This is a genomic window from Caulobacter sp. P1_B12_2 (assembly GCF_056406675.1).
On sequence record NZ_JBFTZS010000100.1, the window covers coordinates 1 to 12,014 of the forward strand.

Sequence of the window (12,014 nt, forward strand, 5' to 3'; positions counted from 1 at the left end):
GTGTTAGAAGGTTGCGAGAAATGGAAGTTTYCCTATGCTCGCAACCTTTATTAGTGGGAGGTTATTCCGTTAAAACCACATAAGGAGGAAACAAAAATGGCTAAAAAAGGTAAAAAGTACGTTGAAGCTGCTAAGCTTGTAGATCGTACACAAACTTATTCAGTACAAGAAGCGATTGAATTAGTAAAGAAAACAAACACAACTAAATTTGATGCAACTGTAGAAGTAGCATTCCGTTTAGGAGTTGACCCTAAGAAAGCTGACCAACAAATTCGTGGTGCAGTAGTACTACCAAACGGTACAGGTAAAACTCAACGTGTATTAGTATTCGCTAAAGGCGAAAAAGCTAAAGAAGCTGAAGCTGCAGGCGCTGACTACGTTGGCGCGACTTCCCCGAGGACCACGACGAGACCGAGACCCGCATCCTGCGCCGCGAGGACGGCAGCTGGCTGGTCGACGCCCGGCTGGACATCCAGGAGCTGAACGACGCCTTGGGCGAGAACTTCGAGGCCGAGGGCGGCTACCACACCGTGGCCGGCCTGATCCTCGACCGCCTGGGCCGCATCCCCCGCGAGGGCGAGATCGTGGCGCTGGGCGGCTTCGACGTCGAGGTGGTCGACATGGACGGCTCGCGGATCGACAAGGTGATCCTGAAGCCGTGCCTGAACCGCAAGGGCGAGGCGGAGTAGGCGGCGTGAGACTGCTGAATGAAGGCGCCGCGTGGCGATGAGGAACCTGACGAGAAGGATCGGCGGTTGGGCGGCGTTTATCTTGCTGAGCACCGGCGTTGGCATGTTCATATGGCCCTTCGGCAACCGGCATCAGAGCGCGCAGGAATGGGTGCAGGAAACCGGGGTCAATCTTTCGATTTGGCTTCAGCTTGCGGCGGTCTTCTTCATGGGCGGGCTATGTCTCTTGGCGATCACCAAACTGTCTGATCGCAAATAGGACGTCGAGTATGGACGGATCGGCCGATGCGGCGCTGGTCGAGGCGTGGGTGAACGGCTGGGCGCTGTCGCGGAGCGTCGCCGCGCCGATCCCGGTGGCGGGCGGTCACCAGATCGTGGTTGGCGAGCCCGGGCACGCCGAGCGCTGGGTCTTCCCGGCCCTGGACGCGGCCGCGCTGTCGGAGAGGGCGGCGAAGATCGCCACGCCCGGGGTTTTCCTGAAGGCCTTCTGCGAGCCCGAAGCGCTGCTGGCCGCCGTCGATGCGCGGTGGAGCCTCCAGCCGCCCGGCGACCTGATGGCCATTGATCTCGTCGTCGTCCCGCCGCCCGTCGCGCCGGCCGCCGGCTACGGCCTGGACCTCCGCGCCGAGGGGGCGGTACTGGTCGTCGACATCCATGACGCGGACGGCGGACTGGCCGCTTCGGGCCGCGCCGCCCTGACCGGGCGCTCCGCCGTGTTCGACAAGATCGTCACCGACCCGGCGCACCAGCGGCGAGGCCTTGGGCGGATCGTGATGGGCGTCCTGGGAGAACGAGCTCGGGCGCTGGACGCGGACCAGGGCGTGCTGGTCGCCACGCCGGAGGGGCGGGCGCTGTACGAAGTCCTGGGTTGGCGCTTCGAGGGCCGGATGGAAACGGTGGTGATCCCGGACGAGGGGATCTGTTGAAGATGATGGTCAGCATGCACGGCTTGCGGATCGACAAGCTGTTCCTGCACTGCCTTCGCAAGGCGAGTTATCTAAGCCTACTGACTTTCGATCTTCAGAGGGGGCAAGCGCACCCCACTAGCCATCGAGGCGATTCTCCTGAAAAGTGTTGTTCTGGCTGACTACACTCTCGGGGTGGGGCTATGGACGCGGGTTCTCGTGAAAGACTGAAGGGCGTTTGGAATCAGAAGATTGCCCCAGTTCTCTATCGTCGAGGCACTGGCTTTCCGCTGCTGGCCCGACTCCCACTTCATTTCACAAACCGTTCTTGGCTGCAGATTTCGGGTCGAAGAAATCCACATTGGATTGACGCCAAAAGCCACTGGGAGCTGCCACAAGCTTGGTTCAACGATCTTGTTAAGCGTTGCCTGAAAAAATACGGTCAAGTTTATATAATACAGCCATTTCATGCGCAGGAAAAATGCGCGCCGGCTTGTTGGAATGCTGCCGGTGAAACTTGCGAATGCTCGTGCATGGGAGCAAATCACAGCTCGGGTCAACCAGGCGGAGCCTGGAAGGTTGTATCTGATGCATTTGCCACGAGTTGGGGCGAGCGCGAGCTAGCTTGTAGGCTTCTTACATTGCCGCGCTAGAGCGACCCCTAAGTCCGCCACCGCAGCGTCGTCTCTTCCACCGGATTGCTGAACGGCCGGCGCTCGTGGCGGCTGGCGTTCCATTCGCGCTTGAGCTGGTGGTACCAGCGGCCCTGCTGGTCGGCGTCGCCCATCCACATCAGGGCGGGGTTGTCCTGCAAGCCGCGGGTCTGGGCCTCGACGATCTTGCCGTCCTGGCGCAGGAAGGCCCGGGCGGCCAGGCGGATCACCGGATAGAGCGCGGTGAAGGCCGGATGGTCGGACCAGATGATCTGGTTCATCCGGGTCTGGCCGGCGTTGATCGGGGTCATGGCCGACAGGGCCAACACCTGCCTGTCGCCGACCTTCACATGCTCCCAGCGCAGGCCGGGCAGGCGGAAGGTGATCTCGGTCAGGGGCTCGCCGCCGAGGATGGCGTAGGCCTTGGAGTTCTTGGACGGCTCGTGTCGCGTCATGGTGAAGCCGGCCTCGGACGGGGCGAAGGCCTTGCACTTCTCGTGCTGGCTGGCGGTGGTGCGCCACCACCACTGCTGGTGCACGAACGGCCCGTGGGCCGGATCGATCAGGCCCAGCACCGCGTGGTCGATATGGATGTCGTAGTCCAGGTGGTCGACCAGCTTGGGCTTGCCGCCGACCACGCCGGGGATCACCGGGGGCGGGAAGGGCGGCTCGCCGTCGAAGCGCGGGTCGGCGGACATCCAGATCCACACCAGGCCCTGGGCCTCGACCAGAGGATATTTCCGTACACGGACCTTTGAGACGTCCAGCGGGCTGTCGGCGGTCAGGGAGGGGATCTTGGCGCAAGCCCCGTCGGTGCGGAACCGCCAGCCGTGATAGGGGCACTCCACCGTCTCGCCGCCGCCCGGCTCGGCGCGGACCTTGCCCGCCGACAGCTTGGCGGCCCGGTGCGGGCAGACGTCGCGCAGGGCGTAGACGGCCCCGGCCTTGGTGCGGCCGACCAGAACCGGCTCGCCCAGATATTCGCGGCTTTCCATCTTGCCCGGCTTCAGCTCGGGCGACAGGGCCGCCACGTACCAGGCGTCCAGGACGAAGCCTTCGCCGAATTTAACGGCCTTCGAAGCCAGCCGAGAGGCCAGCATTTGCGCGTCGTCAGCCATGTACAAAGTCGTCCGACCGTACAGCCTGCTCACGCAAAATCCGTCCACGCCCTTGGGCGGTCCCCGGATCAGGATTTCACGACAGGCTGTTCCCCGGGGCGCAATAGGCCCTATTGCGAGGCTTGCGTCCAGCAGACGTCAGGTTGCGCCGCGTGAAGAGTTTGTGGCGCCCAGGGAAGCCCCCTCCCGCTGGGAGAGGGTTTCGTGGCCCCGCCTACTTCGCCGCCGCCGTCTCCACCAGCCGCTGGTAGAACCGCACCATGCGTTCGACATTGGCCACCGAGATGTGCTCGTCGGTGCCGTGGATCATCTTGGTCGCGTCGACCGACAGCCGCAGCGGCTGGAACTTGTAGATGTCGTCGGCGATCGGGCTCATGTAGCGGCTGTCGCTGGCGGCGGTCATCAGGGCGGGAGCGACGGGCGCCTTGCTCTCGTCGCCGGCCAGGGCGGCCAGGGTCTTCCAGCCCTCGGACGATGTCGACGAGACCTTGCTGGGCTCGTCCGGCGCCTTCACCCAGGCCAGCTTGACCGGCAGGTCGCCGACCGCGCTCTTGGCCTTGGCCATCACGTCGGCCGAGGTGTCGCCGGGCGCGATGCGGTAGTTGATCCAAGCCGTGGCGTCCTGCGGCAGGACGTTCTCCTTGGGCGAGCCCTTCAGCATGGTCGGGGCGATGGTGGTGTGCAGCATGGCCGCCCCTGCCGGGGTCTTGGCCGTCTGGTTGACCAGCAGCGGCGAGAACAGCCAGGTGTTGGCCGCCGCCATCTTGATCGTCGTCGAGCTGTGCGGGGCCAGGCTCTTCAGCATGTCGGCGCCCGGGCCGGAGAACCTCATCGGGAAGGCGTTGTCGTTGATGGCCAGCACGGCCTTGGCCAGGGTCGCCACGCCCGTCTGGGGCGGCGGGGCCGACGAGTGACCGCCCACGGCGGGCGCCGTCACCATCAGGGTCGCGTAGCCCTTTTCCGCCGTGGCGATCAGGGCCACCGGCGCCTTGGTCACCGGATGGTCCTCGACCACCACCATGCCCTCGTCGAGCACGAACTGAGCCTTGACCCCGCGCTCCTTCAGCAGGGCCGCCGCCGCCCGCGCGCCGCCGCCGCGCACTTCCTCGTCGTGGCCGCTGACCAGGATCACCGTGCGCTTGGGCGTGAAGCCGGCCTTGGCCAGGCCGTCCAGCGCTTCGAACAGAGTGACCAGGCTGCCCTTGTCGTCGATCGAGCCCCGGCCCCAGACCGCCCCGTCGGCGATCACGCCGTCGAACGGCGGATGGGTCCACGAGCCCTCGCTGCCGGGCGTCACCGGCACCACGTCTTGGTGGGCCATCAGCACGATCGGAGGCAGGGCCGGGTCGGTCCCCTTCCAGGTGTAGACCAGGGCGTGACCGTCCACGACCTCGCGGGCCATCACCCGGTGGGCGTCGGGATAGGTCGCCTGCAGCCAGGCGTGCAGCTTGTCCCACTCGGCCGGCTGGTCGTCGGCGGGATCCTGGTGGCTGACGGTCTGGAAACGTACGGCCTCGCCCAGATGCTGGGCGGCCAGATTGGCGTCGAACGACCGGGCCGAGGCCAGGTGGACGCTGGAGGTGTCGACCGCCGCCGGGGCCTTGAACGTCGCCGTCCGCACCGCGACCACCGCCCCGACCGCCAGCACCAGGCCCACGGCGCTCAACGCCGTCTTGCTCTTCCAGCCCATGGTCCACTCCCCGAACGCTTGTTTGGGCGAGACTGTGCGATGCGCTCGCGGCCCTGCCAATCCCAAAAGGGACTGCGCCGGCCTACTCCCCCTGGATGGACCGGATCACCCTGGCCGGGTTACCGCCGACCAGCGTGTTGGCGGGCACGTCCTTGGTGACGACCGAACCCGCCGCGACGACGGAATTCTCGCCCACGGTGACGCCGCCGATGATCGTGGCGCCCGCCGCGATCCAGGCGTTGCGCTCGATCACGATGGGCCGGGCCAGGACGTAGGCGGTCCGCTCGGACGGCGCGACGGGGTGGCCCTCGGTGATCAGGCTGACATTGGGGCCGATCAGCACGTCGTCGCCGATCGTGATCGGCGCCAGGTCGTAGAACGTGGCGTTCTGGTTGATGAACACGTTGCGGCCGACGGCGATGTTCTTGCCGCACGTCGTGTAGAACGGCGGCAGCAGGCGGAACTGGTCGTCGAGCGCTCGGCCGGTCAGTTCGCTAAACAGCCGCCGGATCTCGTCGGCGTCGTCCATGGTCAGGCGGTTGAGGACGGGGGTGAGGCGCATCGCCCGCTGGACGTCGGCGACCATGGTCCGGGACTCGGCCGTTCGCCGGGCGATCCTGACCTCTCCGTCGTGCTTGGGCATGGTTGTCCTTCCATTGCCTTGCGACCCCGCCTCCCGCATAGCCTGAAGCCGGCGATTCGACCTGGAGTTTGCGAGAGCGGCATGAGCGTCCTGGTGCTCGGAGGGACGGGTTTCATCGGCGGCCCGGTGGTCGCGCGGCTGCTGGCCGACGGCGTCGAGACGGCGGTGGGCCATCATGGCGCGCGCCCCGTTCCGGCCGGGGCGGCCTCGGTGGTGCTGGACCGCGGCGACCCCGCGGCGGTTCTGGCCGCCGTCCGCGACCTGGGCGCCGACACTGTGATCGACCTGATCGCCTACACGGCGGCCGACACCCTGCCGTTGCTGGACGCCCTGTCCGGCCAGGTCGCGCGCTATGTGATGGTCAGCTCGGTCGATGTCTATCGCAACTACGAGGGCCTGCACCGCAAGGGCCGGCCGACGCCGATCTGGGATCGGCTGACCGAGGACGCGCCGCTGCGCGCCAGCCGCTTCCCTTACCGCCTGGCCAAGCCGCGGCCCGCGAGTGATCCCCAGGCCTGGATGGACGGCTACGACAAGATCCCTCTTGAAGAGGCGGCTCGTGCGGCCACGGGGTTTGAGGCGACGATCCTGCGCCTGCCGATGGTGTTCGGACCCGGCGACGGGCAGCGGCGGTTCTCGTGGGCGATCCGGCCGATGGCCCAGGGCCGGCCGCGTTTCGTGATCCCCCATCCGTGGGCCAGCTGGCGGGCGACGTTCGGCTATGTCGACGATGTGGCGGCGGGGATCGCCCTGGCGTCCACGCATCCCCGGGCCGGCGGCGAGACCTATAACCTCGGCCGGTCCAACACCCCCACCAACCTGGCCTGGGCCGCCACCTTCGCCGAGCACCTGAACTGGCCCGGCGACGTCCAGCTGGCCCATCCCGACCTGGCGCGCGGCGCCCTGGCCAAGGCGGTGTCGGGGCTGGACCTCGACTATCCGCTGTTCGTCGACAACGCCAAGATCCGCCGGCGGCTGGGGTTCGTGGAGGTCACCGACTTCGACGAGGCGCTGGCCCGGACTGTGGCGGACGAGATGGGCAGATAGAAACCCTCTCCCATGGGGAGAGGGAGGGGCCCATTGCGCAGCAATGGGAGGGTGAGGGGGTTCTGCGTCAGACGGCGTGCCGGCAGAGCGTTCGAGTGAAACCGGTGACGGTGTAACCCCTCACCCTCCCACGCCCTTCGGTCGCGGGCCCCTCCCTCTCCCTCTGGGAGAGGGTGATCTTTACGCGTACCTTCTTTCCCAAGAGGGGTGCTCATGACTTCATCCAGGACCTGGCCCATATGGCTCGTCTGCCTGTTGGCGGCGATGATCGAGGGGTTCGACATCCAGTCGATGGGGGTGGCGGCGCCGCGCATGCTGCCGGCCCTGCACCTGACGCCGGGCCAGGCCGGGTGGGCGTTCAGCGCCAGCCTGATCGGGCTGATGGTCGGGGCCAGTTTCGGCGGGGTGATCGCCGACCGGGTCGGCCGGCGGCCGGTCCTGACCGCCTCGGTGGCGGCGTTCGGGATGTTCTCGCTGGTCACGGCGTTGGCGAGCGGCTTCGCGCCGCTGCTGGCCGTGCGGTTCCTGACCGGCCTGGGCCTGGGCGGCGCCATGCCGATGCTGATCGCCCTGGCCTCCGAGCAGGCCAGCCCGGCCCGCAAGGCGACCATGGTGGCCCTGATCGCCGGCGGCATGCCGCTGGGCGGGGCGGTCGCCGGCCTGGTAGCCCGCACGCCGATGGCCCTGGAGGACTGGCGGACCATCTTCCTGGTCGGCGGCCTGGCCCCGCTGGTCATCGCGCCGCTGCTGTATTGGGTGCTGCCGGTCGGGCGACCCGACCGCACGGCCCATGCGGCCGGCGACGCCCGCCGCGCCCTGTTTGGAGCCGGGCGCTGGCCGGCTACGGCCTGCCTCTGGGTCAGCTACGCCCTGGTCGCCCTGACCCTGCACCTGCTGCTCAACTGGCTGCCGACCCTGCTGGTGGCGCGCGGCCTGCCGCCGGCCTCGGCCTTTCTGATCTCGGCCCTGTTCAATCTGGGCGGGACGACGGGCGGACTGGCGTTCGGCCTGATCGTCGACCGGTTGGGCGCGCGCTGGCCGCTGCTGGCCGGGTTCTCGGGGTTGGCCGTGGCCCTGGTGCTGCTGGCCGGGGCGAGCGGCGGAGGCGCGATCGCGGGGCTGGCCTTCGCCGCCGGCTTCCTGCTGATGGGCGGGCAGTTCACGCTGTACGGCCTGACCCCGCCCTACTACCCAGCCGCCGTGCGGGCCACCGGCGTGGGCGCGGCGGTCGCCGCCGGCCGCGTGGGCTCGATCCTCGGTCCCCTGGTCGCCGCCCAGCTGATCGGCGGCGGCGCCAGCGGCGCGGCGGTGGTCGGGGCGCTGGTCCCGGTGGTGGTCGTGGCGGGCGCGGTGGCGGGGCTGCTGACGGTGTTCCCGAAGCCGACCTGAAGCGTTTCCTCCCCCCGCAAGGAGGGAAGGGCGCTTTGGTCACCCGCCCTCGCTGATCTCCACCACCTCTTCGAACGTCCTAAGCCCCGGCCGCTGGGCGCAGACCAGCACCGCCATGTTCCCGGGCAGATGCTGGTTGGCCAGCATCTTCTCGTGGGCGGCGGGGATGTCGTTCCAGGGGAAGACTTCCGACAGGCAGGGGTCCACCCGGCGGTCGATGACCAGCTGGTTGGCGGCCGAAGCCYGCATCAGGTTGGCGAAGTGGCTGCCCTGGACGCGCTTCTGGCGCATCCACAGGAAGCGGGCGTCCATGGTCAGGTTGAAGCCGCTGGTGCCCGCGCAGATGGCGACCATGCCGCCGCGCTTCACGACGAACACCGAGACCGGGAAGGTCGACTCGCCCGGGTGCTCGAACACCAGGTCGACGTCCTTGTTGCCGGTGACCTGCCAGATGGCTTTGCCGAACTTGCGGCTCTCCTTCATGTAGTCGTTGAACTCGGGGCCGTTGACCTTGGGCAGCTGGCCCCAGCAGTCGAACTCCTTGCGGTTCAGCACCGCCTTGGCGCCCATGCTTTTGACGAAGTCGATCTTGTCGTCGTCGCTGACCACGCCGATGGCGTGGGCCCCGGCCACGGCGGCCAGTTGCACGGCGAAGACGCCCAGGCCGCCCGAGGCGCCCCAGACCAGCACGTTCTGGCCGGGTTTCAGCTCATGCGGCTTGTGGCCGAACAGCATGCGGTAGGCGGTGGCCAGGGTCAGGGTGTAGCAGGCGGCCTCTTCCCAGGTCAGGTGCTTGGGGCGCGGCATCAGCTGGCGCGACTGCACGCGGCAGAACTGGGCGAAGCTGCCGTCCGGCGTCTCATAGCCCCAGATGCGCTGGCTGGAGGAGAACATCGGGTCGCCGCCGTTGCACTCCTCGTCGTCGCCGTCATCCTGGTTGCAGTGGATGACCACCTCGTCGCCCAGCTTCCAGCGTTTGACCTTGGCGCCCACCTTCCAGACGATGCCCGAGGCGTCGGAGCCGGCCACGTGGAAGGGCTGCTTGTGACCGTCCAGCGGGCTGATCGGCTCGCCGAGCGCGGCCCAGACGCCGTTGTAATTGACGCCGGCGGCCATCACGAGCACCAGCACCTCGTCCTCGCCGATCTCCCAGGTCGGCACGACCTCGACCTGCATGGCGTCGGTCGGCTTGCCGTGGCGCTCCTTGCGGATGGCCCAGGCGTACATGGTTTTCGGGACGTGGAAGGCCGGCGGGATCTCGCCGATCTCGTACAGGTCCTTCAGCTCGGTCGCGGCCTTGTCTAGCGTGGCGGTGCTCATCTCACTCCCCGGTCTTTTCGGCGCTGCAACACAAACGCTCGAATGGCTTCCTGCGCTCCGTGGACCGTTCCGCGCGGTCGAAACCTAGCGTCGATCCATCGTTTTAGGCTTCGCGGCGAAAAATCCGCCTCGAAGGCCGCCTAAGCTGTGACAAGTGTTTAACTCTGGCAAGAGGAAAGTTGTTGCAACGCAGCATGGTTGCGCATGAAACAACCTGGGCTCTTGACCCCGCTCTTCCCGGCGAAGGCGAACGGCTCAGCTTTCCATTCCCGTCGTCATCCGCCACGGTCCCCCGATGAGCGCCATGATCCATGTCAGCCGGCCCACCGGCTCGATCCTGCTGCTGGAGCTGGACGCCCCGCCGGCCAACGCCCTGGGCCTGGCGATGCGGGCCCAGCTGGCGAAGATCCTCGACGAGATCGCGGGCGACGACGAGACCCGCGCCGTGGTGCTGACCGGGCGGGGCGGGGTGTTCTGCGCCGGCGACGACCTGCGCGAAGCGTCCGCCCGCCAGGCCGCCGGCAAGGACGGCGACGCCTTGGCGGCGGTCGAGAACTTCAACCTGTTGATGGACTGGATCGAGGCTCTGCGGGTGCCCCTGATCGCGGCGATCGACGGCTGGTGCTTCGGCGGCGGGCTGGAGCTGGCCCTGGCCTGCGACATTCGCCTGGCCAGYGACCGGGCGGTGTTCGCCGCCTCGGGCGTCAATATCGGGCTGATGGCCTCGGTGGTGCGCCTGCCCCGGCTGATCGGCGTGGCGCGGGCCAAGGCCCACCTGCTGACCGGCGCCCAGTTCGGGCCGGAGCGGGCCCTGGCCGACGGGATCGTCACGGCGGTCCACACGCCCGAACGTCTGTTGCCCGAGGCCTTCCACCTGGCCGAATGGATCGCTTCGCGCGCGCCCCTGGCCGTGGAGGCCACCAAGCGGGTGGTCGACGGCCGCTCCTATGTCGAGGAGGAGCTGCCGGCCCTGGTGGCCAGCGCCGACCACCGCGAGGCGGTGGCGGCGTTCATGGCCAAGCGGACGACGCTGTTTCGGCGGGCGTGAGCGCCAAACCGCTACTCCCACGCCCGTCATCCTCGGACTTGTTCCGAGGACCCTAGGTCCGCCGCGCTGTCGCTAAACGTTGGGCGCGACCTCACCGTGTCTCGGATCGACCTTCTTCGCGGTTGATGCGGGGGTCCTCGGAACAAGTCCGAGGATGACGGACATTGAGGAAAACGTATTTCCGCCGGTCGATCCCGGACGTGATACGGTCGATCCAAGGCGCTAGGACGCGCCGTCGGCGAGTCCAGGTCCGCTCCGCGGAACGTCTCGACGCACCCCGGAAAGGGGTTGCCCCATGAAGACCTACGCTGGAACCCGACCCTCGGGCCCCAAGGGCCTGAACGATCCGCGCTCGACCGGCGGTCAGCCGTCGCGGCCTCGGCCGATCGATCCCGACGCCCTGCGCGGCACCAAGGCCTGATCGCGATGAACGAGACCAAGGGCGCCAAGCTGGCCGATCGGCTGAAGACGGCCGCCGAGGCCAAGCAGGCGCTGCTCGCCAAGTTCAAGCCCAAGGCGGCGGTGGCCGATCCGCTGTTCGCCGAGCGCGGCGTCGAGGAAGCCGCCGAGCTGAAGGCCGTGCGGGCCGAACGCCAGGCGGTCCGGACGGTCAAGCGGAGCGTCGCCGCGACCGCCGCCGCCGACGCCCTGGCCGCGGTCGGTCCGAAGACCGCGCGCAAGCGGCTCCCGACCGAGGCCGAGGCCAAGGACAAGCGCGACGCCAAGTACGCCGCCCGCAAGTCGCGCCGCTGATGGCCCGTTCCTGATGGCCCAGTTCTGATGGCAAGCCGCGCGCCGATCCCCGTCTCGCCGTTCGGGTCGCAGGACTACGAACTGCTGTGCGACAACCTGGTCACCCTTCGCGAGGCCCACATCCGCTCGCGCCACGCCCAGCCGATGCGGGTGGGCGATGTCTGCACGCTCAGCCAGGACGGCCAGGTCTATGAGCTGGTGGTCACCGACTTCACCGATCGCGGCGACGAGGGCTGGAGCGTCCGCTGCCGCATCATCGACCTGCACCGTCAATGAGCCTCTCGGCCGGACGGCGGCGGCGCGCCCGAAGCGATGGTCCCCGGCGGATCGGGTCCGAACGCCGGATCGGCGGGCTGATCCGCTGGCAGGCCGCCCCGCGCCGGGCCGGCGGCGCGCGACCGGGCCTATGGGCCGCGGCGGGCGCCGCGCTGCTGATGCTGACCCTGGCCCTCATCGCCGCCCGCACCGCCGGCTGGCTGCACTGGGGAAACCTGCTGATGCTGGTCCCGGCCGGGGTGCTGGTGATGGCCTTCGGCGCGGGCCTGCTGGCCTTGGTCCGCCGCGCCGTCGCGTGGCTGGCGGGGTAGGGGCTGAGCGTTGGCGTTAGAACGCATGCCCCTTCTCCGAGCCATCTTTTAAATCCGTCATTCCCGCCCTTGTGGCGGGAACCCCTTGTTCAGCYGACGGTGAAGCGCCTTGGCGCGCTGGCGCGCCACCCCTCCGCCCWTGCGGCGGASAGAGGGGTTCCCGCCACAAGGG

General features: G+C 68.1%; 14 protein-coding genes and 1 pseudogene. 11 read left to right on the top strand and 4 right to left on the bottom strand.

Features of this window, described 5'->3' with window-relative positions; genetic code table 11:
- Nucleotides 1-96: 96 nt before the first annotated feature.
- The 4 genes and pseudogenes from AC1DZ6_RS08470 (at nt 97) to AC1DZ6_RS08485 (ending at nt 1,615) form a co-directional block, all read left to right on the top strand.
- The gene (locus AC1DZ6_RS08470) at nt 97-483 is read left to right on the top strand and encodes a hypothetical protein (protein WP_477096755.1); all 387 of its coding nucleotides are present in this window, start codon (nt 97-99) and stop codon (nt 481-483) included.
- A pseudogene (locus tag AC1DZ6_RS08475) lies at nt 387-689 on the top strand (transporter associated domain-containing protein); the annotation flags it as partial. The gene AC1DZ6_RS08470 and the pseudogene AC1DZ6_RS08475, both read left to right, overlap by 97 nt.
- A 31-nt stretch (nt 690-720) precedes the next feature.
- Nucleotides 721-948 (top strand): hypothetical protein, encoded by a 228-nt coding sequence (locus tag AC1DZ6_RS08480; protein ID WP_477096756.1) that lies wholly within the window; start codon nt 721-723, stop codon nt 946-948.
- Between the two features lie 10 nt (nt 949-958).
- On the top strand, nt 959-1,615 hold the full coding sequence (locus AC1DZ6_RS08485) for a GNAT family N-acetyltransferase (protein ID WP_477096757.1): 657 nt from the start codon (nt 959-961) through the stop codon (nt 1,613-1,615).
- A 640-nt stretch (nt 1,616-2,255) separates the two neighbouring features.
- Here AC1DZ6_RS08485 and AC1DZ6_RS08490 read toward each other — a convergent pair.
- The 3 genes from AC1DZ6_RS08490 to AC1DZ6_RS08500 all read right to left on the bottom strand — a co-directional run bounded on the left by AC1DZ6_RS08490 (nt 2,256) and on the right by AC1DZ6_RS08500 (nt 5,698).
- Entirely contained in the window at nt 2,256-3,371 is a 1,116-nt protein-coding gene (locus tag AC1DZ6_RS08490; RefSeq protein WP_477096768.1) for a Rieske 2Fe-2S domain-containing protein, read from the bottom strand.
- Nucleotides 3,372-3,579: 208 nt separating this feature from the next.
- The gene (locus AC1DZ6_RS08495) at nt 3,580-5,055 is read right to left on the bottom strand and encodes a M20 family peptidase (protein WP_477096758.1); all 1,476 of its coding nucleotides are present in this window, start codon (nt 5,053-5,055) and stop codon (nt 3,580-3,582) included.
- Between the two features lie 82 nt (nt 5,056-5,137).
- Nucleotides 5,138-5,698 carry a sugar O-acetyltransferase gene (locus AC1DZ6_RS08500; RefSeq protein WP_477096759.1) on the bottom strand — a complete coding sequence of 187 codons (561 nt, stop codon included), beginning with the start codon at nt 5,696-5,698 and terminating at the stop codon, nt 5,138-5,140.
- 81 nt (nt 5,699-5,779) lie between these two features.
- On the opposite strand from AC1DZ6_RS08500, the gene AC1DZ6_RS08505 reads away from it, so the two are divergent.
- Both AC1DZ6_RS08505 and AC1DZ6_RS08510 read left to right on the top strand, forming a co-directional pair.
- A complete protein-coding gene (locus AC1DZ6_RS08505) occupies nt 5,780-6,745 on the top strand; it encodes an NAD-dependent epimerase/dehydratase family protein (protein ID WP_477096760.1) in 966 nt (321 codons plus the stop codon).
- A 213-nt stretch (nt 6,746-6,958) separates the two neighbouring features.
- On the top strand, nt 6,959-8,134 hold the full coding sequence (locus tag AC1DZ6_RS08510) for an MFS transporter (protein ID WP_477096761.1): 1,176 nt from the start codon (nt 6,959-6,961) through the stop codon (nt 8,132-8,134).
- Between the two features lie 39 nt (nt 8,135-8,173).
- On the opposite strand, the gene ccrA is transcribed toward AC1DZ6_RS08510, so the two are convergent.
- Nucleotides 8,174-9,454, bottom strand: a complete 1,281-nt coding sequence (gene ccrA / locus AC1DZ6_RS08515) for a crotonyl-CoA carboxylase/reductase (protein ID WP_477096762.1) — start codon at nt 9,452-9,454, stop codon at nt 8,174-8,176.
- Nucleotides 9,455-9,749: 295 nt separating this feature from the next.
- On the opposite strand from ccrA, the gene AC1DZ6_RS08520 reads away from it, so the two are divergent.
- From AC1DZ6_RS08520 to AC1DZ6_RS08540, 5 genes are all read left to right on the top strand, one after another.
- On the top strand, nt 9,750-10,502 hold the full coding sequence (locus tag AC1DZ6_RS08520; RefSeq protein WP_477096763.1) for an enoyl-CoA hydratase/isomerase family protein: 753 nt from the start codon (nt 9,750-9,752) through the stop codon (nt 10,500-10,502).
- Between the two features lie 295 nt (nt 10,503-10,797).
- On the top strand, nt 10,798-10,923 hold the full coding sequence (locus AC1DZ6_RS08525) for a hypothetical protein (protein ID WP_477096764.1): 126 nt from the start codon (nt 10,798-10,800) through the stop codon (nt 10,921-10,923).
- 5 nt (nt 10,924-10,928) lie between these two features.
- On the top strand, nt 10,929-11,255 hold the full coding sequence (locus AC1DZ6_RS08530) for a DUF6481 family protein (RefSeq protein ID WP_477096765.1): 327 nt from the start codon (nt 10,929-10,931) through the stop codon (nt 11,253-11,255).
- Between the two features lie 27 nt (nt 11,256-11,282).
- Nucleotides 11,283-11,531, top strand: a complete 249-nt coding sequence (locus AC1DZ6_RS08535) for a hypothetical protein (protein WP_477096766.1) — start codon at nt 11,283-11,285, stop codon at nt 11,529-11,531.
- Complete coding sequence (locus AC1DZ6_RS08540) at nt 11,528-11,842, top strand: hypothetical protein (RefSeq protein ID WP_477096767.1); 315 nt, start codon at nt 11,528-11,530, stop codon at nt 11,840-11,842. Before AC1DZ6_RS08535 ends, AC1DZ6_RS08540 begins: the two co-directional genes overlap by 4 nt.
- Nucleotides 11,843-12,014: the final 172 nt, after the last annotated feature.